This window comes from Enterobacter sp. CPE_E1241 (assembly GCF_045618265.1).
GTDB classification, from domain to species: domain Bacteria; phylum Pseudomonadota; class Gammaproteobacteria; order Enterobacterales; family Enterobacteriaceae; genus Enterobacter; species Enterobacter adelaidei.
This window is the reverse complement of the sequence record NZ_JBIWYV010000001.1, coordinates 1694701-1718916: the sequence shown is the minus strand read 5'-3', so window position 1 is coordinate 1718916 and position 24216 is coordinate 1694701. Positions and strand designations below refer to the sequence as shown.

Annotated in this window: 26 protein-coding genes and 1 riboswitch; of the genes, 9 read left to right on the top strand and 17 right to left on the bottom strand. The window is 57.3% G+C overall.

The features are described from left to right. Position 1: 1 nt before the first annotated feature. The 13 genes from cbiM to ACJ9Y9_RS08170 are packed head-to-tail and all read right to left on the bottom strand — an operon-like array spanning position 2 to position 10834. On the bottom strand, positions 2 to 739 hold the full coding sequence (cbiM, locus tag ACJ9Y9_RS08230; RefSeq protein ID WP_028019168.1) for a cobalt ECF transporter S component CbiM: 738 nt from the start codon (positions 737 to 739) through the stop codon (positions 2 to 4). After that, the gene (locus tag ACJ9Y9_RS08225) at positions 736 to 1449 is read right to left on the bottom strand and encodes a cobalt-factor II C(20)-methyltransferase (RefSeq protein ID WP_028019169.1); all 714 of its coding nucleotides are present in this window, start codon (positions 1447 to 1449) and stop codon (positions 736 to 738) included. The genes cbiM and ACJ9Y9_RS08225 overlap by 4 nt, the downstream gene beginning before the upstream one ends. Then, positions 1446 to 2240, bottom strand: coding sequence for a sirohydrochlorin cobaltochelatase (gene cbiK / locus ACJ9Y9_RS08220; protein ID WP_028019170.1), 795 nt, complete (start codon positions 2238 to 2240; stop codon positions 1446 to 1448). The genes ACJ9Y9_RS08225 and cbiK overlap by 4 nt, the downstream gene beginning before the upstream one ends. Before the next feature lie 10 nt (positions 2241 to 2250). Beyond that, positions 2251 to 3036: a cobalt-precorrin-6A reductase gene (locus ACJ9Y9_RS08215; RefSeq protein ID WP_028019171.1), complete on the bottom strand. Its 786-nt coding sequence runs from the start codon at positions 3034 to 3036 to the stop codon at positions 2251 to 2253. Next, on the bottom strand, positions 3033 to 3758 hold the full coding sequence (locus ACJ9Y9_RS08210) for a precorrin-3B C(17)-methyltransferase (RefSeq protein WP_028019172.1): 726 nt from the start codon (positions 3756 to 3758) through the stop codon (positions 3033 to 3035). The genes ACJ9Y9_RS08215 and ACJ9Y9_RS08210 overlap by 4 nt, the downstream gene beginning before the upstream one ends. Beyond that, positions 3758 to 4813, bottom strand: a complete 1056-nt coding sequence (cbiG, locus tag ACJ9Y9_RS08205; protein WP_028019173.1) for a cobalt-precorrin 5A hydrolase — start codon at positions 4811 to 4813, stop codon at positions 3758 to 3760. Before cbiG ends, ACJ9Y9_RS08210 begins: the two co-directional genes overlap by 1 nt. Beyond that, positions 4794 to 5567: a cobalt-precorrin-4 methyltransferase gene (locus ACJ9Y9_RS08200; protein ID WP_028019174.1), complete on the bottom strand. Its 774-nt coding sequence runs from the start codon at positions 5565 to 5567 to the stop codon at positions 4794 to 4796. The genes cbiG and ACJ9Y9_RS08200 overlap by 20 nt, the downstream gene beginning before the upstream one ends. Next, a complete protein-coding gene (locus ACJ9Y9_RS08195) occupies positions 5560 to 6129 on the bottom strand; it encodes a decarboxylating cobalt-precorrin-6B (C(15))-methyltransferase (RefSeq protein WP_028019175.1) in 570 nt (189 codons plus the stop codon). The genes ACJ9Y9_RS08200 and ACJ9Y9_RS08195 overlap by 8 nt, the downstream gene beginning before the upstream one ends. Then, positions 6119 to 6724 carry a cobalt-precorrin-7 (C(5))-methyltransferase gene (locus tag ACJ9Y9_RS08190; protein ID WP_407226082.1) on the bottom strand — a complete coding sequence of 202 codons (606 nt, stop codon included), beginning with the start codon at positions 6722 to 6724 and terminating at the stop codon, positions 6119 to 6121. Before ACJ9Y9_RS08190 ends, ACJ9Y9_RS08195 begins: the two co-directional genes overlap by 11 nt. Beyond that, complete coding sequence (cbiD, locus tag ACJ9Y9_RS08185) at positions 6718 to 7857, bottom strand: cobalt-precorrin-5B (C(1))-methyltransferase CbiD (protein ID WP_028019177.1); 1140 nt, start codon at positions 7855 to 7857, stop codon at positions 6718 to 6720. The genes ACJ9Y9_RS08190 and cbiD overlap by 7 nt, the downstream gene beginning before the upstream one ends. Then, complete coding sequence (locus ACJ9Y9_RS08180) at positions 7854 to 8486, bottom strand: cobalt-precorrin-8 methylmutase (RefSeq protein ID WP_028019178.1); 633 nt, start codon at positions 8484 to 8486, stop codon at positions 7854 to 7856. Before ACJ9Y9_RS08180 ends, cbiD begins: the two co-directional genes overlap by 4 nt. Positions 8487 to 8498: 12 nt before the next feature. Then, complete coding sequence (gene cbiB / locus ACJ9Y9_RS08175; RefSeq protein WP_028019179.1) at positions 8499 to 9458, bottom strand: adenosylcobinamide-phosphate synthase CbiB; 960 nt, start codon at positions 9456 to 9458, stop codon at positions 8499 to 8501. Continuing rightward, entirely contained in the window at positions 9455 to 10834 is a 1380-nt protein-coding gene (locus ACJ9Y9_RS08170) for a cobyrinate a,c-diamide synthase (RefSeq protein WP_028019180.1), read from the bottom strand. Before ACJ9Y9_RS08170 ends, cbiB begins: the two co-directional genes overlap by 4 nt. Before the next feature lie 99 nt (positions 10835 to 10933). Continuing rightward, positions 10934 to 11109, bottom strand: a riboswitch (cobalamin riboswitch). 452 nt (positions 11110 to 11561) lie between these two features. Here ACJ9Y9_RS08170 and ACJ9Y9_RS08165 point away from each other — a divergent pair. Further along, entirely contained in the window at positions 11562 to 12428 is an 867-nt protein-coding gene (locus tag ACJ9Y9_RS08165) for an L-threonine kinase (protein WP_028019181.1), read from the top strand. Here the strand turns inward: ACJ9Y9_RS08165 and ACJ9Y9_RS08160 are convergent. From ACJ9Y9_RS08160 to ACJ9Y9_RS08145, 4 genes are all read right to left on the bottom strand, one after another. After that, on the bottom strand, positions 12420 to 13067 hold the full coding sequence (locus ACJ9Y9_RS08160; protein ID WP_050482949.1) for a bifunctional precorrin-2 dehydrogenase/sirohydrochlorin ferrochelatase: 648 nt from the start codon (positions 13065 to 13067) through the stop codon (positions 12420 to 12422). The two genes, ACJ9Y9_RS08165 and ACJ9Y9_RS08160, sit on opposite strands and share 9 nt — an antisense overlap. Before the next feature lie 3 nt (positions 13068 to 13070). Further along, positions 13071 to 14141 carry a threonine-phosphate decarboxylase CobD gene (gene cobD, locus ACJ9Y9_RS08155; RefSeq protein WP_028019182.1) on the bottom strand — a complete coding sequence of 357 codons (1071 nt, stop codon included), beginning with the start codon at positions 14139 to 14141 and terminating at the stop codon, positions 13071 to 13073. A 38-nt stretch (positions 14142 to 14179) separates the two neighbouring features. Beyond that, complete coding sequence (gene cobA / locus ACJ9Y9_RS08150) at positions 14180 to 14950, bottom strand: uroporphyrinogen-III C-methyltransferase (RefSeq protein WP_028019183.1); 771 nt, start codon at positions 14948 to 14950, stop codon at positions 14180 to 14182. Positions 14951 to 15252: 302 nt separating this feature from the next. Next, positions 15253 to 15384 carry a hypothetical protein gene (locus tag ACJ9Y9_RS08145; protein WP_255660306.1) on the bottom strand — a complete coding sequence of 44 codons (132 nt, stop codon included), beginning with the start codon at positions 15382 to 15384 and terminating at the stop codon, positions 15253 to 15255. Positions 15385 to 15469: 85 nt separating this feature from the next. Between ACJ9Y9_RS08145 and glmS the strand changes: the two genes are divergently transcribed. The 8 genes from glmS to glsA all read left to right on the top strand — a co-directional run bounded on the left by glmS (position 15470) and on the right by glsA (position 24214). Beyond that, entirely contained in the window at positions 15470 to 15919 is a 450-nt protein-coding gene (gene glmS / locus ACJ9Y9_RS08140; protein WP_028019184.1) for a methylaspartate mutase subunit S, read from the top strand. Continuing rightward, positions 15919 to 17307 (top strand): methylaspartate mutase accessory protein GlmL, encoded by a 1389-nt coding sequence (gene glmL, locus ACJ9Y9_RS08135; RefSeq protein ID WP_028019185.1) that lies wholly within the window; start codon positions 15919 to 15921, stop codon positions 17305 to 17307. Before glmS ends, glmL begins: the two co-directional genes overlap by 1 nt. Positions 17308 to 17325: 18 nt before the next feature. Next, entirely contained in the window at positions 17326 to 18771 is a 1446-nt protein-coding gene (locus ACJ9Y9_RS08130) for a methylaspartate mutase subunit E (protein WP_028019186.1), read from the top strand. Continuing rightward, positions 18771 to 20012, top strand: coding sequence for a methylaspartate ammonia-lyase (locus tag ACJ9Y9_RS08125; RefSeq protein WP_028019187.1), 1242 nt, complete (start codon positions 18771 to 18773; stop codon positions 20010 to 20012). Before ACJ9Y9_RS08130 ends, ACJ9Y9_RS08125 begins: the two co-directional genes overlap by 1 nt. Before the next feature lie 3 nt (positions 20013 to 20015). Further along, complete coding sequence (locus ACJ9Y9_RS08120) at positions 20016 to 21386, top strand: acyclic terpene utilization AtuA family protein (protein WP_028019188.1); 1371 nt, start codon at positions 20016 to 20018, stop codon at positions 21384 to 21386. Beyond that, positions 21383 to 21700: a DUF4387 domain-containing protein gene (locus tag ACJ9Y9_RS08115; protein ID WP_028019189.1), complete on the top strand. Its 318-nt coding sequence runs from the start codon at positions 21383 to 21385 to the stop codon at positions 21698 to 21700. Before ACJ9Y9_RS08120 ends, ACJ9Y9_RS08115 begins: the two co-directional genes overlap by 4 nt. A 165-nt stretch (positions 21701 to 21865) precedes the next feature. Further along, positions 21866 to 23158, top strand: a complete 1293-nt coding sequence (locus ACJ9Y9_RS08110) for a dicarboxylate/amino acid:cation symporter (RefSeq protein ID WP_028019190.1) — start codon at positions 21866 to 21868, stop codon at positions 23156 to 23158. A gap of 54 nt (positions 23159 to 23212) precedes the next feature. Beyond that, entirely contained in the window at positions 23213 to 24214 is a 1002-nt protein-coding gene (gene glsA, locus ACJ9Y9_RS08105) for a glutaminase A (RefSeq protein ID WP_028019191.1), read from the top strand. Positions 24215 to 24216: the final 2 nt, after the last annotated feature.

Below are 24216 nucleotides of genomic sequence, written 5' to 3'. Positions count from 1 at the left end.
CTCAGTATCCTTGTGCGGTAATCAGCCGACGTTTGGTCAACTGGTCATAAATCATGACGGTTAACAAGCCCTCCGCGATGGCGATGGGGATTTGCGTCAGGCAGAAAATGCCCATGAATTTCACCATCGAGCCCGCAGCACCCGTCGTCGGGTCCGGGAACGCCTCGCCAAGCTGGACCGAGGTGACAAAATAGGTCACCAGATCCGCCAGCATGGCGCACAAAAAGACCCCGACATCACGGCGAAGCCCGGCACGGCAGGCCATCTTCCACACCATGTACCCGACAACCGGCCCAATCACCGCCATCGACATGCCGTTCGCACCGAGCGTGGTTAACCCGCCGTGCGCCAGCAGCAGCGCCTGAAACAGCAGCACGATGGCACCGAGAATGGCGACGACGCCCGGCCCGAACAGAATCACGGCGAGCCCCACGCCGGTCGGATGCGAGCAACTGCCGGTTACCGATGGGATCTTCAGCGCCGACAGCACGAAAATAAACGCCCCGCACAGCGCCAGCAGAACTTTCTGGTGATTATCCTCCTGCACGATACGACGCAGGCGCACCAGCCCGTACCATAGACACGGTAAGAAGAGCAGCCACCACGCCAGCGCCCACATCGGCGGTAAAAACCCTTCCATGATATGCATCGCGAACGCCTGCTCCGGCACCACCATCAGCAATAGCGCCGCCGCCAGGCCACTTAATGACAGCTGTTTAAGCTGTTGTTCGAGTTTCATTGCGCATACTCCCACTGTTTGTTGACCAGAATGGTCGAGAAATAGGGTAACGGCTGGTCATCAGCAACCTCATCCAGATGCCGCCAGCACTGCTCGCCGGGGAGCGTGGCCTCTGACATCATCAGTGCACAGTCCAGCAGTCCGGCCTGCGTCAGCAGCGCTTTGATGCGCGCAAACCGGCCATAGACCTTCATCAGCACCAGGCTGTCGTGTTGCTGCAGCGCGTGCGCAATCTCCGCTTCCGGCGCGGTACAGGAAATCACCGCCAGAGACTGCTGTTCCATCGCCAGCGGCATTTTTGAACGCGCGGCAATCGCGGCAAACGACGTCACGCCGGGCACAATCTCCAGCCAGTCCGGGCTGCCAATGCGCTGAAGTAAGAACACCCAGGTGCTGAACAGCATGGCATCGCCAAGGGTGATAAAACCAACCTGTTTCCCGTCGTTCACCTCACGCACTAACGCATCGGCCACCTCATCCCACACCGCCTCCTTTTCAGCACTGTCGGCGCTCATGGGAAAGTGGCAGCAGCGGATTTCGGTCTGTTCGCCGATAAACGCCCGGACGATAGAAAGCGCCAGGCTATCGCCGCCTTTGCGGCCCGCCGGGGCGTAGAGAATATCCAGCGAACCAAGGATCCGTGAGGCACGCACGGTGATAAGATCCGGCGCTCCCGGTCCGGTACTCAGGGCGTACAGTTTGCCGCTCATGCCGCCTCCTCCAGCGCCATACTTAGCGCCTGCTGTAAATGGGCGACGAACATTGCGCGTACCGCCGGGTTTTCACCCAGCCCGCTCAGCCACGGCGTCGCCGTGATCCCGGCGGCGTTAAACAACGTCTTCCAGGAGTCCTCGTCGTCAGAGGCCATATCGTTGATGGCGTGATCGCCTGCCACCAGCATCAGCGGCATCAGATGCACGGCGGTGACGCCTTCTTTGCCGAGACTCTCAATCAGGATGTCGACTTCCGGATAGCTCTCCACCGCGCCGACGCGGGCCGGGAAGCCCTGGGCCATCATCATGTGGTCGAGGCAGGCATAGGCCGCAAAGGCATGATGGCTGGCACCGTGGCCCATAAACACCACTTTTTCCTTTGCCCCAAGCGTCGGCATCTGCTGTTGCAACGCGCGCATCAGCTGCGCGTAATCGTCGTGGCTGCTCAGTAGCGGTACCCCCAGCGTCAGGCGGGTAAACAGCGGGCGCAGGCTGTGCACTTCACGGACGATTTTCTCGTACTCATCGCCGTTGATGATGTGCAGGGACTGGATCGCCACATCCTGATATCCCTGAGCCGCAAGCTTTTTCAGCGCCTGCAGCGGCGTATCGATCTCAATGCCGTCACGCTGTTTGAGCTTGCGAATGATCATCCCGGAGGTGAATGCCCGAAACAGCTCGCGGTCAGGGCAGCTTTCCGCCAGCGCACGCTCGCACGCCACAATATTCTTCTCGCAGGTATCGTGGTAGCTGGTACCAAAGCTGACCACCAGAAGCGCCTTTTTCATCTCTAACTCCTTAAGCAGCGGCCAGCCAGCGCGCTAAACGCCCGGCGAATGCGGCCTGACTTTCCAGTAATTCCTCTCCCGTCACCAGCGGTGCCGGGCGTGTAATCACGATGCAGGGGATGCCCGCATCCAGACAGGGTTGAACCTTCTCCTGATAGCCACCTTCCGCACCGGAGGCTTTGGTTATCATCACGTCAGCCCGGCACTGACGATAAAACGCCGCGTTAAATTCAGCGCTGAAGGGCCCGCACATAGCAAAGATCTCGGTGACGCCAAAGCCAAACCCGGCGCATTGCTCGATGACCTCAGGCACTGGCAAAACCCGGGCCAGCAGCGTTTTCTCCGGCAGACCGGCGCGCCAGCGCGCCAGATCTTTACTGCCGGTGGTCAACAGCACCCGTTCGCCCAGCCGCCGCGCGATCTCGCAGGCCTCTTCAATTCCCGGCACGCTGTAGAGCAGCGGATGCGTCAGCTCGCTGAGCTGTTCGGGGCGCTGATAGCGGCTAAGCAACACCCCCACCGTTTCACAGGCCGTCAGGATGTTGCGGCTGACCACCTCAGCGTAGGGATGCGAAGCGTCAATCACCCAGCGGGTCCTGTTTTCCGCCAGCCAGTCAACCATCTGTTGTGGCTCCAGGCGGCCACAGCGCACCTGACCGTTAATATCGCCCGCCAGCCGCTGCCCGGTGGGCGTCGCCACCGACAGGGTGTAGGCCACGCCCGCCGCATCCAGTTGCTGGCAGATCGCGCGGGCATCGCTGGTGCCGCCCATGACCAGCACGTCACCATAGTTCACAGCACATAGCCCCGGGGGGTGATCATCAGCCCCTCCTGAACGAAGGTGGCTTTATTTCCGACGATCACCAGGCTTGTCATATCGACCGGCTCAAAGTCCATGTCGCCCAGCGTGGTTAACCACTTCTCCTGCTTTTTACGCCCGGCAGACTTCACTACCCCTACCGGCGTTTGCGGGCTTTTGCTGGCGGACAGCAGCTCAAACGCCCGTGCCAGATGGCCCTCGCGCCCCCGGCTGCGCGGGTTATAGAAACAGATGACGAAGTCCGCTTCTCCCGCGGCGACAATACGTTTTTCGATGACCGGCCACGGCGTCAGCAGATCGCTTAAGCTGATGTGGCAAAAATCGTGCATCAGCGGTGCGCCAAGCAGAGATGCGGCGGCGATACTGGCCGTCATTCCGGGGATCAGGCGAACCTCAACGTCCAGCTTCTGTTTGCTGACCAACTCCAGCACCAGCCCCGCCATCCCATAAATACCGGCGTCGCCGCTACTGATAAGCGCGACGTTATGCCCGGCCTGCGCCAGCTCGATCGCCGCCTGACAGCGTTCAATCTCTTTGCACATACCGGTTTTGATCACCTGTTTGTCGCCGGTGAAGGCCTTCACCAGATGGGTGTAGGTTTTGTAGCCAACGATGATTTCTGCCGCCTGCAGCGCGTCTACGGCTTCCATGGTCATCATGGCCTGCGAGCCAGGGCCGATTCCAATTACGGTTAACATCAGTGTGAAACTCCCAAAGTGATAGTGACGCCCTGTTCGCGCAGGGTTTCGCCTCGTAGTTGCCCATGGCTCAGCAGCCACGCTGCCGGACCAGAGACGCTCCCCACTCCAACCGTCTGGCGTACAAACGGTGAAGCCGGAAAGCGATGTTCGTGCTCACGCAGCGCGTCAGCGGTAAAGGTTTCAAACGGCACCCCCCAGCAGGCGGCAAGCTGGAGCAGGCCCGCTTCGTCTTTTTTAAGGGAGACGCTGCCAATCGCTTTTAGGGCCAGCGGGTCGAACCGTTGCGCCTCAAGCTGACGCGCCAGCAGCGTCGCCAGCAGCGGAAACGGCGTGTCGCGTCGACAACCGATGCCCGCCACAACCCGCTGAGGGACCAGCTTCCAGTGCGGCAATGGCAGTTCCGACAGCGTGTTTCGCAGCGTAATACACACCAGCGCATCCAGTTCCGGCAGGTGCTGCAGGTCGCTCACGGTGATAAACCCGCGCCGATCGCATTGACTGACGTCGTCATCGAGTTCCGCATCCCACCACAGCCCTACCCGCTGGTGGCCCACCAGCATCTGGTTGACGATTTTTACCGTCGCCCGGAAATCGCTCATTCGGGCGTTCAGCTGAAAGGCCAGGGTATCCAGCGCGGCCATCTCGTTGACGTCCGTGGCAGTGGTAATCACCGGGTCAGCCCCCAGTATTCCCGCCAGGTAGTGGGTCAGTGCATTCGCCCCACCAGCATGGCCGGAAAGCAGGCTAATCACGTGCTGCCCGCGTTCATCGATCACCACCACCGCCGGGTCGCTCAGTTTGTCGTGGATTAACGGTGCCAGGACGCGCACCGCAATGCCGGTTGCGCCGATAAAAATCAGCGACGGGTAGTGCGTGAACGCCTCGCGAACCGCCGGGGCAAAGCCGCCGTCGAAGGGAACAAAGCCCTCTTCCTGCAAACGCTCGCTGGTAAAGCAGGTTACCGGCAGCATTGCCGCCAGGCGCTTCGCCAGCCGCACGCCGCCCGGGGTCAGGCAAAAAAGCGCGATGGACTCAGGCTTTACGGTATTCATGGCTAAAATCCGCGGCATAGAGTTTTGAGTAGTGATACTCCTCGCCCAGGAATTTCCCGACCAGAATGAGCGCCGTTTTGCGGATCCCCGACTCGCGTACCTTGTCGGCGATGTCCGCCAGCGTGCCGCGTACGGTCTGGCTTTCCGGCCAGGTCGCTTTATAAATGACGGCAACGGGCGTGGTGTCTGGATAACCGCCTTCAATCAGGCGTTCCGCCACCCGATGAATACGCTGGACCGAAAGATAAATCGCCATTGAGGTCTGATGGCTGGCAAATGACTCCAGCTGTTCACGCGCCGGCACCGGCGTACGACCTTCGAGGCGGGTAATAATCAGGCTCTGCGAGACTTCAGGCACGGTGTACTCCACCCCAAGCTCCGCCGCGGCGCCGAGGAAGGCGCTGACGCCGGGCACCACCTGCCAGGCGATTCCGCGTTTGGTCAACTCTTCACCCTGTTCCCGGACGGAGCCGTAGAGCGAGACATCACCGGTCTGTAAACGTACCACCGTTTTTCCGGCCATTACGCCCGCCGCCATCAGGTCGATTATCTGTTCTAAATGGAGTTCCGCGCTGTCGTGGCATTCGGCTCCCTGTGGGCAATAGGCCAACAGTTCGGTATTGATAAGCGAGCCGGCATAGATGACCACCTGCGCCTGCTGCAGCAGCCGGTATCCCTTGAGCGTAATGAGCTCTCGATCGCCGGGACCAGCACCGACAAACCACACGCAACGGGAATCAAACGTCTCAGACATGGTGTTCTTCCTTCTGACAGGCGATAACAAAAACGGGATTGTTCGGTTTGAAATAATGACCGCTGCCGAGCGGGGCCAGTGCGGAGACCTGCATTTGCAGGCAATCAATGTCCTGCGCGCCGATCTGTTGCAGATGGGCCAGCGCGGTTGTGAGGTTTTCCATCAGGATAAACGTCATCACCAGACGTCCGCCTGGATGTAGCTGGCGCATGGACCAGTCAATAAGCGATGTCAGATGGCCACCGCTGCCGCCCATAAATACCGCATCGGCCTTATCCGCCACCGGCAACGGCGCTACGCCCGGCAAAATCGCGATACTGTGACAGGCAAAATGCTGGCGATTTTCTGCAAGCAGCTGCAGAGCCGCAGGGTTACGTTCAATGGCCGTCACGCGCAGCGAGGGAAACTGCAGCGCCGCCTCTATCGACACGCTCCCTGTCCCCGCGCCGACATCAATCAGGTGGCTGGCGCGGTGCAGCGCAAGCTTCGCGATGGCCAGGGCGCGTACCGCCTCTTTGGTCATCGGCACAGTTTCGCCGCGCAAAAACAGTTCATCTTTCATCGAGGATCACCACTGCATTCATTTCATAGTCGGCACTGACCTCACTGACGGGCAGCCAGTGGATCCGTTCGTTTTCCATTGCCAGGTTTTCACCAATCACCATCCAGCGATGGCCCTTACCGCGTGCCACCAGCTGCACGGCAATCTCTTTCGGCCCGCACTGGCTATCGGTGACCATCGCCACTTTGCGATGCCGTGCAAGCTCATCAACATTTACGCTGCGACCATGGCTGCTGGTGAGCCACATCTCATTCATATCAATGCCCGTCTGCGCACACAGGTACTGCACCGCGCTGATGCCGGGAATAATGCGCACGCGCGCAATACCGAAATGCGCCACCATTCGCGTTCCGATACCGTAAAACAGCGGATCGCCGGAGGCGACAATCACCACCTTTTTCGCCTGACGCGCCTCAATCCAGGCCAGCAGCGCCGGAATGTTAGCGCCCAGGACAAACGTCTCGCCGCAAAATGCCGGGAACTGCAGCAGATGACGTTTTCCGCCGACCAGCGCATCGGCACACTCAATGGCTTCACGCGCAGCGGGCGTCATCAGATGCAATCCCGCAGGCCCCATTCCCACGACCGTTAACATTGCAGCTCCCGGGCAATCGCCTCGACCGGGCGGTTGCTACCCAGCACCTGATTATCAAAGGAAAACAGAATGGCGTCACAGGTCGGCGGCGTTTTGGTAAAGCGCAGCATCTGCATCACACGCAGGCAGATACGTTTGGCGAGGTGGCTGTAAATAGGCTGAAAACCCCAGGTTTCGATATGCTCCATCGCCGCCTCGGTGGTATCGCAATCGCTGACGAGGGTCAGTAACTCCAGCGGCGCGCCGAGCAGCGCCAGATGCGCCACCAGCGTTTCCATGCGCGCATCGGCGATATGGCTGTGGGTGTGGAAAATCCCGGCGGCAATTTTGATGAGCTTGCCGGGATGGCCGACCAGCACTATCTGGCGAAATCCCAGCCGCACGGATTCTTCGATCATGTAGCCGACAAAGTTGCTCATGGTGACCACGACATCTTCATCAATGCCCATCTGCTCGCGGACAAAACGCTCGCCATGATTGCCCGGCACCAGCACGACCCGTTCCAGCCCCGCCGCGCGTTTAATCTCCAGCTCCAGAGAGAGCGAGCGTTTCCAGCTCTCCTCTGACATCGGTGTGACAATACCGGTGGTGCCGATGATCGAAATCCCGCCCAGGATCCCGAGGCGTGAGTTGTAGGTTTTCTGCGCCCGCGCTTCGCCTTCAGGCGCAAAGATTTCAACGTCAGCCCCACGCGTCGGACCAATCGCCTCGCGCACTGCGGACTCAATGGTGTGACGCGGCGTGCGGTTGATCGCCGCACTGCCGATGGGCAGGCCAATGCCTTTACGCGTGACGGTCCCCACGCCTTCGCCACCCGAAAGCGCAATCTCGCCACTGTCGTTGAGCGTCACGCGGGCGAAAATCAGCATGCCGTGTGTGGCGTCGACGTCATCCCCCCCGTCTTTGCGGATGGCCGCAATCGCCTGCTGACCTTCAATGTGCGGCGACTCCACGTTCAGACATAGCGTGACGCCGGAGGGGGTCACAATGGAGATCTGATGAATAAGATGCTGGCGCAGCACCATCAGTGCGGCGACTTTCGCTGCCGCGGTCGCGCAGGAACCGGTGGTGTAGCCTTTACGTAACGCCTTTCCGTTATGCCATACCGGGGCATCGAAGGTTGAATCGCTCATCGCGCCCCCTGCAGGTAATAGAGCATGGCGTTCACAATCGCCGCCGCCACATTGCTGCCGCCTTTGCGCCCAAGGGCCGCAATCGCGGGCAAGTTGCTGTGCGTCAGCGCCTCTTTCGATTCCGCCGCTCCCACAAACCCCACCGGAACACCCACCACGCCGCTGACAGCAACATCATGCTCAAGCAGGCGAAACAGCGCCGTTGGCGCATTGCCAAAGACGAAGACCTTCTCACTTTCTTCCGCCACCGCGATATCCACCGCCGCCATCGAGCGGGTTATTCCCTGTGCTTTTGCCTGCGCCACCACCCGCGGGTCGCTGATATAGCAGCGACATTCCCCCCCGAACGTCGCCAGCAGCGTTTTGTTGATCCCGGAGAGCGCCATCGTGGTATCGGTATAGATAACTGACGGGCGACGGAGCGCCGCGCAAAGCTGTTCCAGCGCATCATCTGAAAACCAGAGAATATCCAGCCAGTCAAAATCTGCGGTGGTATGGATCACCCGCTTGACGATCGCCTCATGCAGCGGGCTGGCAAACCGGTATTCCGGCCGCGTTTCGCGAATGATTTCGCCAATGATGTCGAAACTTTTGGCTTCAATCGCCTGGGGTTGCTGGATGTATTGCATTGTCTCTTGTCCTCAGGCCACGCCAACCATCAACCAGCGTGCTGCGATAAACAGCGCCAGCGCCAGGGTGGAGGAAACCCACATCAGTCGAATCGTTCGGGAAATGTCGTCTACCGCAATCGGGCGCTGCGCGTCGCCAATCCACGGCTTTTCTACGCGCTGACCAAAATAGACGTTGGGTCCGCCAAGCCGGATGCCCAGCGCGCCGGCGACCGTCGCTTCTGCCCACGCGCAGTTGGGGCTGCTGTGGTTGTAGCGGTCGCGCCAGCCGAGGCGCAGCGCGCGGGAGAAATCGTCACGGCATAGCCACGCCGCGATGCTCAACAGAAGCCAGCTCAGACGAGCGGGGATATAGTTCGCCAGGTCATCCATACGGGCGCTGACCATGCCGATCGCACGGTATTTTTCGTGCTTGTAGCCCACCATTGAATCGAGGGTATTCACCGCCTTATAGGCCATCGCCAGTGGCGCACCGCCCAGCATGAGGAAAAACAGTGGGGCGATAACGCCATCGACCGTGTTCTCCGCGACGGTCTCCACCACCGCCCGGTTGATCTGTTCCGGCTGAAGTTGAGACGTATCGCGTCCCACTATCCAGGAGAGTTTTTCGCGGCTTTCATCAAGGTCGCCCGCTCGCAGAGGACGTTCAACGTCCCGTGCAGCGTTTGCCAGGCAGCGCCCGGCCAGCACGGTAAACATCATCCACACTTCAATCGCCCAGCCCAGCCAGGGATGAACCATCCGTCCGAGCGCCAGTACGCCCCAGGATATGCCCCAGGTCAGCCCCACTACCGCCAGCCACATGACGCCGCCGCCAACGCGTAGCGCCGTGTCGCTATGACAGCAGCGGCGAATACTCCGCTGCATCGCATTGATCAGGTTGCCTATCCAGCGCACCGGATGCGGCCAGTTTTGCGGGTCGCCGATAGTGACATCGAGCAGCCACGCGACGCACCAGGCCAGCAGGGTCATAGCGCCCCCCTCGCCGCCGTCAGCCAGCGGGTAAGCATCATGGGGCGTTGGGCAAAGTGGAGGTGCAGGTAGCTTGCGAACGTGTTGCCAACCTGCCAACCGCCCGCCCACTCCTGCATCGTTACGCCATCGCGTACTTTGCGACACGCCAGTACCGCGGGGGTTTGGGGAGAGAAGTCGGAATAGTGAAATTCATGCCCACGCAGCACCTCTCCGCTATCGGCCAGCAGCGTGGGCTGGCGCGCCTGCGCCTCACAATAGCCAAAACGGGTCAGCCGTTTACCCATCCTGCTGTGGCCAGGGATAACATTGGCCATCCGGTGCGTGGCCCCCTCGCTATCTTCGAGCGTGCTGCCGAGATACATCAGCCCACCACATTCGGCGTAAATCGCTACGCCTCGCCGGTGCGCCTCCCGCAGGCTGGCAAGCATCGTGGTGTTTTCCGCAAGCCGTGCCGCGTACAGCTCCGGGTAACCGCCCCCAAGCCAGACCATCTGGCAGTCAGGTAAATGGGTATCGCGCAGCGGGCTAAAGCGGATAATGTCGACCCCGGTACGTTCGAGCAGCGTGATGTTATCCGCGTAATAGAAGTTGAACGCCTCGTCATCGGCCATCGCGAGCGTCAACCCGCGCCCGGCGTCCCCGTCAGGGAGCGCGGGCCAGGAGCCCTGCGGCAGCGACGCCATCTGGCTGAGCGCGAGAAGTTGCACGATGTCCAGCGTACGTTCGAGAATGGCGGAAAAATGCAGCCAGGTCTGCAGGTCCGCGACCGACTCCCGGGCGGTGACCAGTCCCAGATGGCGCTCGGGCAAACCGACGCCTTCAACGCGGGGTACATAACCCAGGACGGGTACCGTGCAGTAGTGTTCAATTGCCGTTTTGAGCAACTGATAATGTGATTCGCTGTTGACGCGATTGACAATCACCCCGGCAATATTGAGGGTGGGATCAAATCGCTGAAAGCCCATTACCGTGGCGGCAATTGAAGTAGAAACCGCCTTGCCATCCACCAGCAGAATCACCGGGCAGCCCAGCTGTTTTGCCATCGCGGCGGTGCTGCAATAATTCGGATCCGTGCCGTAGCCGTCATACAGCCCCATCACACCTTCAATCACCGCGATATCCGCCTGCTGCATATGCTCGCAGAACAGCGCGTTGAGTATCGGCTCAGGAAGCATGAAGCTGTCGAGGTTGCGGGAGGATGTACCGCTGACTTTGGTATGCCAGCCGGTATCAAGATAGTCAGGGCCCACTTTATATGGCTGGATGCGTAACCCACGCTGTTTTAACAGACTCAACAGGCCTAGCGTCACCGTGGTTTTACCACACCCGCTTCCGGTACCTGCAAGAACAAACGCGTACTGCTTTGCCGCCATGGCCCTGATCCTGTCCAGGGTGGTCGGGAGGTATAGATACACGTAACCCCAGTCTTTCGACTGTATGATGCATCAGTACAACCCACTTCCCACCGAAGTTGTTGAACGTTCCCGACAGGCAGGTCTTCTGGCTTAGCGTCCTCCTCGCCCGTCCTTCCCAATCTCACGATCAGTGGTCATTACGGGGTCGTCAGCATCACAGCAGCGGGGGCTGCGGGGGATTATCACCCCCTTCCCTACCACAAATGTGGCAAACCGGTCGGCTTACATAATGAGAAAATAACGCGTTATAAAACAGCAATGCTATTTACGGCGTTTCACTTCACCTTAGGCAAATACTTAACCGCAATGAAATACACGCTGTGTAAAACGTGGCGCCAGAATAATTGACGCCTTCCTCAATAACTCAACGTTTTATCACAAAAAATAAAAAGCAAAGATAATTACGCTTAAAATTTCAATATTTATTGCGCTACGACAAGTTATTGCACCACTTGATATTTTTTCATTTTGTCGTGATCAAAATTCACTAAGGTATTAAAACCTGGCTATTACATAATATTGCTATTCAACGTAAGTTCGTGTGGCTTTATTGATGCGTCACGTATTCAGCAGAATCGCAGAATAATATGTAGATTATCCAGGCGGGAATTTGCGGTATATCAAGGTACGAGGGATATCCTCATGACACTATGCTTCAGAATTTGCAGACCAGAAAGGTGGAAACGTGGCTGTTGCGCAATGCCCCGCGTCATGCGGTGAGCTTATCCAGGGCTGGATTTTGGGCAGTGAGAAATTGGTCTCCTGCCCTGTCGAATGGTACAGCACGGTTGAGGTGAGCTACGGCTCAGCCCTGGCGGATGAACGTCCACTGTCGCGCGCGATGGTCGAGCGGTTATTGCAGCACTGGCACTACCCGGCGCAGTTGAGCCAGGATATCCGCATTGATGTGCATTCGACCATCCCGATTGCCAAAGGGATGGCCAGCAGCACCGCAGATATTGCCGCCACCGCCGTCGCCACCGCCCACCATCTGGGGCATCAGCTTGACGAAAGCACGCTGGCAACGCTTTGCGTTTCGCTCGAACCCACCGACAGTACCGTGTTTCGCCAGTTGACCCTTTTCGATCATAACGACGCCTCCACGCAGATTGCCTGCGACGCCCAGCCCAATCTCGATCTGCTTGTTCTCGAAAGTCCGCAAACGCTGCGCACGGCCGATTATCACCGCATCCCACGTCAGGCGGGGTTACATGCCGGCGCGCCAGCGCTGAAGCGTGCATGGGAAAAAGTACAGGAATCCTGTATGACGCAAAACCCTTACCGGATGGGAGAAGCGGCAACCCTCAGCGCCATCGCCAGCCAGACGCTGTTGCCTAAACCGGATTTTGACGCACTGCTCTCACTGGTGGAGGAGTGCGGTATCTACGGGGTGAACGTGGCGCACAGCGGCAGCGTCGTGGGGCTGATGCTGGACAGAAATAAAGACGATGTCGATTATGTGAAATGGCTGTTAGCGAAAAAACAGCTCACCCGCCACTGGCCTGAACAACACCTGCTGCGGATGGTAAAAGGCGGCGTGACGCTACTCTGACAGCAACTTGTGCTGAATGAGCCACTCGACCTGCTGCTTAACCTCTTGCTCGTGTTCCTGCGCTAAAGCCTCTTGCAGCGGAACATGCCGGAAAAACGCGTCCCAAAATGCACGCTTGCGCTCCCGATCACTGCACGCGCTATTTACCCTTTCACGCAGCGCCCCCGCCAGCCGCACGCTTTCCCGCATGCCAGGGGGAAGATGGGCTGCGACATGCGCTTTGAGGATCTTGCTGTACACCGGCGCATTGCCCCCGCAGCTCAGCGCAATAATGATCGGCGAATGGTCAATAATGGCCGGCGAGATAAAGGTGGCAGCAGAAGGGTCGTCTGCGACATTGCAAAACAGACGCTCCGCGCTGGCGGCCCTGGCGACCTGACGGTTCACCTGCGGATCGCTGGTTGCGGCAATGACCAGCCAGCATGATTGCAGATACTGCGGCGCAAACGTCGCCGGGACCCACTCGATGTCACCGCACGCGTGCAGGCTGCCGAGTTCCGGCGTCAGGGTAGGCGCAACCAGACGCAGCTCAGCCCCGGCAGCCAGCAGCCCCTTTGCCTTATGCGTCGCCACCTGCCCACCACCGACGATCAGGCAGCGCTTACCCTTCAGATTGCAAAAAATCGGGAAATAGTCCATCGCCTAGCCTTGTAAAACGTCAGTCAGCGCGGCAATAAACCGACGGTTCTCCGCTTCAGTACGCACGGCAATCCGATAGTAGTCGCGATCGAGCCCGGGATAGTTTTCGCAGTGGCGAATAAGGATATGATGACCAAGCAGTGCCGCTTTCAGGTCGAAACCCTGACGCAGGCAGCGGAAGAAAATAAAGTTGGCCTGCGGCTCCCAGACCACCAGCGATGAAAAACGCGTCATCGCCTGCCACAGGAAATCCCGCTCCCGGGCGATAAAGGCGTGGCTGCGAGCAATATAGTCTTCATCCAACAGCAAATGTTGCCCCACAAGCGCCGAGAAGGCATTCACGGACCAGGGCTCGCGGGTGCGTTTCAGCTGGCGAATAGTCTGCGTATTTCCGCTCAGCAGATACCCAAGGCGCAGCCCGGGAATAGCAAAAAACTTGGTCAGAGAACGCAGCAGGTAAAGATAACGTGAGTCAGCCAGCCGTGGCGCCAGCGTGGAGCCCTGCGGCAGAAAATCGATGAACGCTTCATCCACAATCAGCGAAATCTCCAGCGTTTCGCACAGCGAGGCCAGCCGGGCGAGAAGATCGGCATCAGGCATGAGTCCGGTAGGGTTATTCGGCGTTGCGATAAACAGGCAATCGGGCCTGTGCGCGCGAACGGCGTCCAGTATGGAAGCATCCACCTGGAACCCGTTCTGCTCACTCAGCGCATAGTCGATTATCTCGCAACCCTGCTGCTGTAATGCCCGGCGATATTCAGCGAAGCCCGGCACCAGCAGCATCGCCCTGCGAGGGGCAAGCGTTCGCACCAGGCCATAGATCAACTCCGTTTCGCCATTTCCGGCAATCGTCTGGTCGTAGTCACACCGACTGGCGCTGGCCAGCGCCAGATGAAGATGGCGGTATTCAACGTCCGGGTACTGCGTAATGATATCCAGATGGGACACAATGAGCGACCTGACGCGCTGGGGCAGGCCTAACGGATTGATGTTCGCGCTAAAATCCAACAGCAACTCGGGAGCGATCCCCAACTGCAGCCCCGTTTCCAGGACATTACCACCATGCTCACTCATTCGTTTCACTCGGCCATTTCGAAAATGTCAGAATAACATCAGACAACAACCTGATTCAGCGCGATATGCGATGCAGAAAACGCCAGTATCTCCTGCAGGTTGACCACCTCACCGACAACAATCAGCGCAGGAGCATGCAGTTTTTGACGCTCAACCTCGAGGTGGATATCGGTCAGCGTACCTTTGGCAATCTGCTGACGAGACTGGCTGGCATACATCACTACCGCCACCGGCGTCCCGGCAGACATGCCTCCCTCGATGAGCTGCTGGCAAATTTCCGTCAGCCGGGTCATTCCCATCAGAACGATCAGCGTTCCGTTGATTTGCGCCAGCGCATGCCAGTTTTGCGGGTCGTTCCCCTGGCACATATGACCGGTCACAATATGAAAACTGGAGGCGTAATGACGGTGCGTGACCGGGATCCCGGCATAGGCCAATCCGCCAATCGCGGAGCTGATCCCCGGCACGACTTCGAACGCCAGGCCGTCTTTTGCCAGCTGCTCGGCCTCTTCCCCCCCGCGGCCAAAAACGTAGGGGTCACCGCCTTTCAGACGCACCACCTGCCGCCCTTCCCCGGCGTGCTTGACCAGCAAGGCATTGATTTGTTCCTGAGGTACCGGATGATGACTTGGGGTTTTACCGACATCAATAATCAGACAGCTTGCCGGAGCCTGAGCCAGAAGCTCAGGGTTAACCAGGCGATCGTGAACAATCACCTCCGCATGGCGGATACAGTGCAGACCTTTTACCGTAATTAAAGACGCATCGCCAGGCCCTGCCCCTACAAGCCAAACCTTCCCTTTACTCATCGTTATATCCTCAGATTAAATATTCAAAGACGTAAGAAAGCGGGTAATTAAAATTAGCGCTGAATTATACCCACCTCCAGATGCCAAAAATTTGATGTATTTATCACTCTCCCTTAATTGCACGAGTGGCATTTATGACCAATATCAATAAAACAGTAAATAGCTTCTTCTATCTGCCCACATGGCAATACCCCTCCTCCCCTCATAAAAATTAAAAAACATATTTACCAGCATCAGAAATAAAACAGGCGCTCGATCACAAATATTACAATGCTTTTGTCACCAACGTTTACAGATAAATATCAAAGCCAAAATAAACCCACGCCAACACATTGAATAACAATGACTTTCATCAAAACACCATTACCATCATCATTTTTGGAAGGATTTTTTGAAAATAGATCAATTGCTTCCTTTTCGTCTTCAAAAGACACTCCAATACCATTAACAGTCCGAATACCCATTAACTATTTTTAATACCCATAATATTTTTACAATCAGCCCTACAGAGGATTACCCATGAAGAAATCAACACTTGTTATTGGCGTCATTGGTGCTGACTGCCATGCGGTAGGCAATAAAGTTCTGGACCGTGTTTTTACTTCCCATAATTTTCACGTAATCAATCTTGGTGTGATGGTGAGCCAGGATGAATATATTGATGCGGCCATCGAAACCGGGGCTGATGCTATTGTCGTTTCATCCATCTACGGCCATGGCGACATCGACTGTCTGGGGCTGCGTGAGCGCTGCATCGAACGCGGTATCGGCGACATCCTGCTTTTTGTGGGCGGTAATCTGGTCGTGGGTAAGCACGATTTTGCCGACGTCGAAGCCAAATTCAAAGAGATGGGTTTCAACCGCGTTTTCGCCCCAAGCCACGACCTGGAAGACGTCTGTCAGCTGATGGCGAACGATATACAGCAGCGTCAGCGCGTTGAAGAGCTTTGTCTTGAAGAGGGCTTCTGATGCAAATCGTCTCAGTCGACATAGGTTCGACGTGGACCAAAGCAGCGCTCTTCACGCCGGAGGGTGATGCGCTAACGTTGGTCAACCATGTTCTGACCCCGACGACGACCCACCACCTGGCGGAGGGGTTCTTTACCAGCCTGAACCAGGTGCTAAACGTTGCCGATGCGCGACCTTTGCTGAACAGCGGGGACGTTACGCTGAAATACTCCTCGTCGGCAAAAGGTGGGCTCGCCGTTGCCGCAATGGGTCTGGTGCCGTCGATAACCCTGGAATCGGCCAAAGTCACCGCCCATTCGGCGGGTGCCAAAATTGCCCAGTACTACTCCTACAAACTTAACCGCCACGATATCCGGGCGCTGGAGGATTCCCCACCAGACATTCTGCTGTTCACAGGCGGTACGGACGGCGGCGAAGAGAGCTACGGTCTTGCCAATGCCCGCGCGCTGGCAGCGTCAACGCTGGATTGCGCCATTATCTACGCTGGAAACCGCGATATTCAGGACGACGTGCAGGCTATTCTTGGCCACAAAGATCTGATTACGGTCGACAACGTTTTGCCTGACCTCGATCACCCGAATCCTTATGCCGCCCGCAAGGCCATCTGCGATGTCTTTCTGTCCCGCATTGTGAAGGGAAAAGGGCTGGACGTTATCGTCGGGGAAACCGGCGAGGAGCCGATGCCAACACCGTGGACCGTCTACGAGCTGGTGAAAGCGATCAGCGACGTCGACAGCGCGTGGAAAGAATTCATGCTGATCGACATGGGCGGTGCCACCACCGACGTCTATTCCGCCAGTGCCAACATGCTCTCCCCGGATACCGTTCTGCACGGCGTGCCTGAGCCGTTTGTGAAACGCACCGTCGAGGGAGACCTCGGTATGCGCGTCTCGGCGGTGGTGGTCGGCGAAAGTACCCAGGAACTGGTGAACACGGTGTTCGCCCATCAGCCTCAGCGCAAGGAAGCGTTTTATGGCTATCTGCGCCATCTGGTCGCACATCCGGATTATCTGCCTGTCACCGAAGAAGAAAAACATTTCGACACGCTGCTGGCCGGGCTGTGCGTTGGGTACGCCAGCGAGCGCCATGCTGGCACCAAAAAACAGGTCTGTACCTGCGTAGGTAACGTCGATTTGCAGGTGGGGCGCGATCTGACCACCGTGCGCAAAGTGGTCGGCTCCGGGGGATGGCTCTCCCGCGCCAGTCAGTTTGATGTTCACCGCTGGCTGAAGTACCGCGAGCTGGACGACAGCAGCAGACGCGTGCTTTTACCCGGGCAGTTTGATTATTACCGCGATGCAAAAGGTCTGCTTCCTCTGCTGGCGAATGTCGCCAGGCTGTACCCACAGGCTGCGGCCCGTACCAGTATTCATTGTTTAACCCTATAAAACCTAAGGCAGCAACGAATGGAACTTCGAAATAAAAAGCTAACCCATGACGAATTCATGACTGAGCGGCAACAGGTCTTACAAACCTGGCATACCGGCAAGGACGTTGAGAACTTCGAAGATGGCGTGAAGTACCAGCAAACCATTCCTGAGCAAAAACGCTTTTCTCACGCTCTACTGAAGGCGGATCAGGAAGGTAAAACCCTGAGCCAGCCGCGCGCTGGCGTAGCGCTCATGGATGAACATATCGCCCTGCTCAAAACGCTGCAGGAAGATTGCGATTTGCTGCCCAGCACCATTGATGCCTACACCCGTCTGAATCGCTATGAAGAGGCAGCGGTAGGTATCCAAAAATCCATCGAAGCGGGCACCTCCAAACTTAACGGCTTACCGGTCGTCAACCACGGCGTCGCCGCCTGCCGTCGCATGACTGAAGCGCTGGAGAAACCGATTCAGGTACGTCACGGCACGCCGGATGCGCGCCTGCTGGCGGAGATCGCAATGGCCAGCGGCTTTACCAGCTACGAAGGCGGCGGTATCTCCTACAACATCCCGTACGCTAAGCGCGTCACTCTGGAAAAATCCATCCGCGACTGGCAGTACTGCGACCGCCTGATGGGCCTGTACGAAGAGAACGGCATCCGTATCAACCGTGAACCGTTTGGCCCGCTGACCGGCACCCTGATCCCGCCGTTTGTGTCCCACTCTGTGGCGATTATCGAAGGTCTGCTGGCGCTGGAACAGGGCGTGAAGTCAATCACCGTCGGCTACGGCCAGGTCGGTAGCCTGACGCAGGATATCGCCGCCATTCAGGCTCTGCGCGAACTGTCCCACGAATATTTCCATAACCACGGCTTTGACGATTACGAGTTGAGTACCGTCTTCCACCAGTGGATGGGCGGCTTCCCGGAAGATGAGTCGAAAGCATTTGCCATTATCTCCTGGGGTGCAGCGGTTGCCGGTATGTCCGGAGCGACCAAAGTGATCACCAAGAGCCCGCACGAAGCGTTCGGTATTCCGACCGCTGCCGCAAACGCCCAGGGGCTGAAGGCCTCGCGTCAGATGCTCAACATGGTCAGCGATCAGAAATTCCCACCGTGTGCCGCCGTCGAGCAGGAAGTCGAGCTCATTAAGAGCGAAGTCCGCGCCGTGCTGAAGAAAGTCTTCGAGCTGGGCAACGGTGATGTCGCGCGCGGAACGGTGCTGGCGTTTGAAGCTGGCGTGCTGGACGTACCGTTTGCTCCCGCCTCCTGCAACGCGGGCAAAATCCTGCCGGTGCGTGATAACGCCGGTGCGATTCGCGTCCTGGAAGCCGGCGCGGTTCCGCTGCCGAAAGATATTCTCGCCCTGCATCACGATTACGTCGCCGAGCGCGCGCGTTTTGAAGGACGTAAGCCCTCATTCCAGATGGTTGTTGATGACATCAACGCGGTATCCCACAGTAAATTAATAGGAAGACCATAATGAAAATTAAACAGGCCCTTTTCACCGCAGGCTACTCCTCATTCTATTTCGACGATCAGCAGGCCATCAAAAACGGTGCCGGGCATGACGGGTTTATCTATACCGGCGCTCCGGTAACGCCAGGATTTACGTCCGTTCGTCAGGCGGGTGAATGCGTATCCGTACAGCTGATTCTGGAAAACGGCGCGGTGGCGGTGGGCGATTGTGCAGCGGTGCAATATTCAGGTGCAGGCGGTCGCGATCCGCTGTTCCTGGCTGAACACTTCATTCCATTCCTTAACGATCACATCAAACCGCTGCTGGAAGGCCGTGACGTTGACCGGTTCCTGACGAACGCCCGCTTCTTTGACGAACTGCGTATAGATGGCCATCTGCTGCATACCGCCGTGCGTTATGGCCTGTCGCAGGCGCTGCTCGACGCGGCGGCCCTGGCGACCGGTCGTCTGAAAACGGAAGTCGTTTGTGACGAGTGGCAACTGCCGTGCGTCCCGGAAGCCATTCCATTATTTGGTCAGAGCGGTGACGACCGCTATATCGCCGTCGACAAAATGATCCTCAAAGGCGTTGATGTACTGCCGCATGCGCTTATCAACAACGTGGAAGAGAAGCTGGGCCTGAAAGGGGAAAAACTGCGTGAGTATGTACGCTGGTTATCCGACCGCATCTTAAGCCTGCGTACCAGCCCGCGCTATCGCCCGACGCTGCACATTGACGTGTACGGCACTATCGGTCTGATTTTCGATATGGACCCGGTCCGTTGCGCCGCGTATATCGCCAGCCTCGAAAAAGAGGCCCAGGGCCTGCCGCTGTACATTGAAGGGCCGGTGGATGCGGGTAACAAGCCGGACCAAATCCGCCTGCTGACCGCCATCACCCACGAGCTGATGCGCCTGGGTTCCGGCGTGAAAATCGTTGCCGATGAGTGGTGTAACACCTATCAGGACATTGTGGATTTCACCGATGCGGGCAGCTGCCACATGGTGCAGATCAAAACCCCGGATCTGGGCGGTATTCACAACATCGTTGATGCGGTGCTGTATTGCAACAAACACGGCATGGAAGCCTATCAGGGCGGTACCTGTAACGAAACGGAAATCAGCGCCCGCACCTGCGTGCACGTGGCCCTCGCCGCTCGCCCGATGCGCATGCTGATCAAGCCGGGCATGGGCTTCGATGAAGGTCTTAACATCGTGTTTAACGAAATGAACCGCACCATCGCACTGTTGCAAACTAAGGATTAAAAGATGGCACGTACATTTAAGATCTTATCGCCAACGGCAATCCTGGGCTATGGCTTCCCGGAAGAGAGTTTTCGTAAAGCTATGGAAGAATCGCCGGATCTTATTGCTGTTGACGCGGGCTCTTCCGACCCTGGCCCCCACTACCTGGGGGCAGGTAAGCCTTTCACCGACCGGGCGGGGGTAAAACGCGATCTGCGCTATATGATCGTGGCTGGCGTGAAGCACAATATTCCGGTGGTGATCGGTACCGCGGGTGGCTCCGGTGCCGCGCCGCATCTGGAGTGGTGCCGGCAGATAATTCTCGAGATTGCTCAGGAAGAGAAACTCTCATTCTCTATGGCGCTGATCCCGTCGGATGTCGATAAAGCCACTGTGCATCAGGCGCTGGACAACGGGAAAATCACTGCCCTGGATTTCGTCCCGGAGCTGACCCACGAGGCCATCGAGGAGAGCACCTATATTGTCGCGCAGATGGGTATCGAGCCTTTCCAGCGGGCTCTTGCGGCCGGGGCGCAGGTGGTGCTGGGCGGACGGGCATACGATCCGGCCTGCTTTGCCGCACTGCCTGTCATGCAGGGCTTCGATGAAGGTCTGGCGCTGCATTGCGGTAAGATCCTTGAGTGCGCGGCGATTGCTGCTACGCCGGGATCTGGCTCCGACTGCGCGATGGGCATCATTGACGATAACGGCTTTACGCTGAAAACGTTTAATCCGAAGCGTAAATTCACCGAAACGTCGGCCGCGGCGCACACCCTGTATGAGAAATCCGACCCGTATTTCCTGCCGGGACCGGGCGGCGTCCTGAACCTGAAAGGGTGCAGCTTCAAAGCGGTCAACGAGGGCGAAGTGTACGTCAGCGGTTCCCGTCACGAAGAAACGCCGTATGCGCTGAAGCTGGAAGGCGCCCGCCGGGTTGGCTTCCGCTGCCTGACCATTGCCGGTACGCGCGACCCGATCATGATTGCCGGGATCGATAACATCCTCGAAGAGGTACAGGTCAGCGTGAAGCGCAACCTCTCGCTGAATGACGACAGCATCCGCATGACGTTCCACCTGTACGGAAAGAATGGCGTGATGGGCAACCATGAGCCAATGCAGTCCGCCGGGCACGAGCTGGGAATTTTGCTGGACGTGGTGGCTCCCACCCAGGATATCGCCAACAGCGTCTGTTCGCTGGTGCGCTCTACCCTGCTGCACTACGGCTATGAAAACCGGATCGCCACAGCGGGCAACCTCGCGTTCCCGTTCTCCCCTTCCGATATTCAGAGCGGCCCGGTGTATGAGTTCTCAATCTATCACCTTATTGAAGCGAGTGACGCGCTACGGTTTGATTTCCACCTCGAACAGGTCACGCCAGAAGGAGTTCAGTTATGAAACACAGTATTTGCTCACTGGCGCAGGTCATTCGCTCTAAAAATGCGGGGCCGTATGAGCTGGTTCTGGATATTTTATTTAAAACGCGTGAAGACTATCAGCGGGTAAAAGCCTCGGAGCAATTAACGCCACAGCTTGTTGCCCGTTTATATAACGTTAAGCCTGACTTTATACATCGCATTATCTGGTTCGACCCGGCCAATGCGGTCAAAATCGTCATGCCTCGCGATATTATCTCCGGCAACGTCGGTGACAATGATGTTTATGGTGCCCAGCAGCATGCGCCGTTATTAAGTATTGAGTTTGAGCTGTAACACTACAAATACAACAACGTCCATTGGGATATAGATATTTGCTGTATCACTGTATTCCAGATAATTCATGCGGTTGGTCACAACAAACGTGCGTCTGAGCGATACGTCATGGCTCAGACGCACGCGACCCTACACATTAACCAACCTTTATCCGATGGAGTAAACATGAAAAAAATAAGCTTAACGAAAATGATCATATTAGGTTTGATACTCGGCATGATAGCCGGGGTGGTCATTAATAATATGGCATCAGCAGATACAGCAAAATCGTATTCACAAGATATTTCTATTTTCACCACTATATTCTTACGTATGGTGAAAATGATTATCGCCCCACTGGTCATTTCAACCCTGGTGGTCGGCATAGCCAAAATGGGTGATGCTAAAACACTCGGCCGTATATTCTCCAAAACCTTTTTCCTTTTTATTTGTGCCTCGCTGCTGTCGATCGCGCTGGGGCTGGTTATCGTCAATATCTTCCAGCCTGGCGCAGGCATTAACTTTGTCGCCCATGACGCCGGGGCCGTTGCGGCCGTTCAGTCCGAGCCGTTCACGCTGAAAGTGTTTATCTCTCACGCGGTACCGACCAGCATCGTTGATGCTATGGCCCGCAACGAGATCCTGCAAATCGTGGTGTTCTCGATTTTCCTCGGCTGCAGCCTGGCGGCCATTGGCGAGAAAGCCGAGCCCATCATTAAGGTGCTCGACTCTCTGGTGCATGTGATGCTGAAGCTGACGGGCTACGTCATGCTGTTTGCACCGCTGACCGTGTTTGCCGCGATCTCCGGACTGATTGCCGAACGCGGTCTGGGTGTGATGGTCAGCGCCGGTATTTTCATGGGCGAGTTCTACATGACGCTCGGCCTGCTGTGGGCGATTCTGATTGGCCTGTCCACGATGATTGTCGGTCCGTGCATCAGTCGTCTGACAAAAGCGATCCTCGAACCTGCGCTGCTGGCCTTTACGACCTCAAGTTCAGAAGCGGCTTTCCCGGGCACGCTGAACAAACTGGAAAAATTCGGCGTCTCCTCCAGGATTGCCAGCTTTGTCCTGCCCATCGGCTACTCCTTTAACCTGGTCGGCTCAATGGCCTACTGTTCGTTTGCTACCGTGTTTATCGCCCAGGCGTGCAACATCGAACTGAGCATTGGCGAGCAGATCACCATGCTGCTGATCCTGATGCTGACCTCGAAAGGGATGGCGGGCGTGCCGCGTGCATCGATGGTGGTTATTGCCGCCACGCTCAACCAGTTCAACATTCCGGAAGCGGGCCTGATTTTGCTGATGGGCGTCGATCCGTTCCTCGACATGGGTCGTTCCGCCACCAACGTGATGAGTAACGCGATGGGTGCCGCTATCGTCGGGCGCTGGGAAGGTGAACACTTCGGCGTCGGCTGCCGCGGCAAGGTTCCGGCCAAAGAAAGCACCGCTTCAGAAACCGAAATCGCCATGTATTGATTACAAAGGCCAACCGTCGTTGGCCTTTTATCTTCCGATTTACAGGATAGCCCCATGAAGATAAATATTTTCGGCGTCAGCCTCTTATCCGTCAGCCTGTTGTTTAGCGCCGCCGCGCTGGCGCAACCCGCCCCGGACTACGCGCAACTGCTTGAGCAGGCTCACCAAAAATTTAAAGGTAATCATGAGGGGAAAGTCGCCGATTACATCCCTGCCCTGGCGACCTATAGCCCCAACAATTTCGCCATCACCCTTGCCACGGTCGACGGCAACATTTACCAGGTCGGCGATGTCAAAAAAGCGTTCCCAATGGAGTCGCTGAGTAAAGTGTTCACCCTGGCGCTGGCGATGGAGCAGCGTGGCCCGCAGGAGGTGCTGGATAAACTCGGTGCCAGTGCGACCGGTCTGCCCTTCAACTCCGGCTTAGCGATTGAGCTGACCAAAGGTGCGCCGGAAAACCCGCTGGTTAATGCGGGGGCGATGAGCACGGTAAGCCTGATTGAGGCGAAAGATAAGACCGACCGCTGGAACAAAATTCTCAATAACCTGAATGCGTGGGCCGATGCCTCGCTGACCGTCAACGAACCGGTGTTCAAATCTGAAATGGAGACCAATCAGCATAACCAGGCGCTGGCAATGCTGATGGCGTCCTACAACAGCTTTTATGGCGATACCCGGGAAGCTGTCGAAATCTATACCCGCCAGTGTTCCGTAGATATCACCGTTGAGCAGCTCGCCAAAATGGGCGCAGTGCTGGCGAACAAAGGCAAATCACCTTTCAACGGTAAGCAATTGCTGAATGAACGCTACGTACCGCAGGTTCTGGCGGAAATGGCGATTGCCGGGCTGTACGACGGTAGCGGCAAATGGCTGTACTCCGTTGGGATCCCAGCGAAGAGCGGTGTCGGCGGCGGCATGGTTGCCATCGTGCCCGGGCAATACGCCATCGCGGTCTATTCGCCACCGCTGGATGTCGCCGGGAATAGCGTCCGCGCCCAGCAGACGATTGCGTACGTCGCTGAGGCGACGCAGGCCAATCTCTTTTTAGCCCATTGATC

Bases quoted from the DNA above. Each gene is read 5' to 3' on its own strand.
- cbiM (WP_028019168.1), bottom strand. From the start codon at position 739: ATGAAACTCGAACAACAGCTTAAACAGCTGTCATTAAGTGGCCTGGCG.
- ACJ9Y9_RS08225 (WP_028019169.1), bottom strand. From the start codon at position 1,449: ATGAGCGGCAAACTGTACGCCCTGAGTACCGGACCGGGAGCGCCGGAT.
- cbiK (WP_028019170.1), bottom strand. From the start codon at position 2,240: ATGAAAAAGGCGCTTCTGGTGGTCAGCTTTGGTACCAGCTACCACGAT.
- ACJ9Y9_RS08210 (WP_028019172.1), bottom strand. From the start codon at position 3,758: ATGTTAACCGTAATTGGAATCGGCCCTGGCTCGCAGGCCATGATGACC.
- cbiG (WP_028019173.1), bottom strand. From the start codon at position 4,813: ATGAATACCGTAAAGCCTGAGTCCATCGCGCTTTTTTGCCTGACCCCG.
- ACJ9Y9_RS08200 (WP_028019174.1), bottom strand. From the start codon at position 5,567: ATGTCTGAGACGTTTGATTCCCGTTGCGTGTGGTTTGTCGGTGCTGGT.
- ACJ9Y9_RS08195 (WP_028019175.1), bottom strand. From the start codon at position 6,129: ATGAAAGATGAACTGTTTTTGCGCGGCGAAACTGTGCCGATGACCAAA.
- ACJ9Y9_RS08190 (WP_407226082.1), bottom strand. From the start codon at position 6,724: ATGTTAACGGTCGTGGGAATGGGGCCTGCGGGATTGCATCTGATGACG.
- cbiD (WP_028019177.1), bottom strand. From the start codon at position 7,857: ATGAGCGATTCAACCTTCGATGCCCCGGTATGGCATAACGGAAAGGCG.
- ACJ9Y9_RS08180 (WP_028019178.1), bottom strand. From the start codon at position 8,486: ATGCAATACATCCAGCAACCCCAGGCGATTGAAGCCAAAAGTTTCGAC.
- cbiB (WP_028019179.1), bottom strand. From the start codon at position 9,458: ATGACCCTGCTGGCCTGGTGCGTCGCGTGGCTGCTCGATGTCACTATC.
- ACJ9Y9_RS08170 (WP_028019180.1), bottom strand. From the start codon at position 10,834: ATGGCGGCAAAGCAGTACGCGTTTGTTCTTGCAGGTACCGGAAGCGGG.
- ACJ9Y9_RS08160 (WP_050482949.1), bottom strand. From the start codon at position 13,067: ATGGACTATTTCCCGATTTTTTGCAATCTGAAGGGTAAGCGCTGCCTG.
- cobD (WP_028019182.1), bottom strand. From the start codon at position 14,141: ATGAGTGAGCATGGTGGTAATGTCCTGGAAACGGGGCTGCAGTTGGGG.
- cobA (WP_028019183.1), bottom strand. From the start codon at position 14,950: ATGAGTAAAGGGAAGGTTTGGCTTGTAGGGGCAGGGCCTGGCGATGCG.
- glmS (WP_028019184.1), top strand. From the start codon at position 15,470: ATGAAGAAATCAACACTTGTTATTGGCGTCATTGGTGCTGACTGCCAT.
- glmL (WP_028019185.1), top strand. From the start codon at position 15,919: ATGCAAATCGTCTCAGTCGACATAGGTTCGACGTGGACCAAAGCAGCG.
- ACJ9Y9_RS08130 (WP_028019186.1), top strand. From the start codon at position 17,326: ATGGAACTTCGAAATAAAAAGCTAACCCATGACGAATTCATGACTGAG.
- ACJ9Y9_RS08125 (WP_028019187.1), top strand. From the start codon at position 18,771: ATGAAAATTAAACAGGCCCTTTTCACCGCAGGCTACTCCTCATTCTAT.
- ACJ9Y9_RS08120 (WP_028019188.1), top strand. From the start codon at position 20,016: ATGGCACGTACATTTAAGATCTTATCGCCAACGGCAATCCTGGGCTAT.
- ACJ9Y9_RS08115 (WP_028019189.1), top strand. From the start codon at position 21,383: ATGAAACACAGTATTTGCTCACTGGCGCAGGTCATTCGCTCTAAAAAT.
- ACJ9Y9_RS08110 (WP_028019190.1), top strand. From the start codon at position 21,866: ATGAAAAAAATAAGCTTAACGAAAATGATCATATTAGGTTTGATACTC.
- glsA (WP_028019191.1), top strand. From the start codon at position 23,213: ATGAAGATAAATATTTTCGGCGTCAGCCTCTTATCCGTCAGCCTGTTG.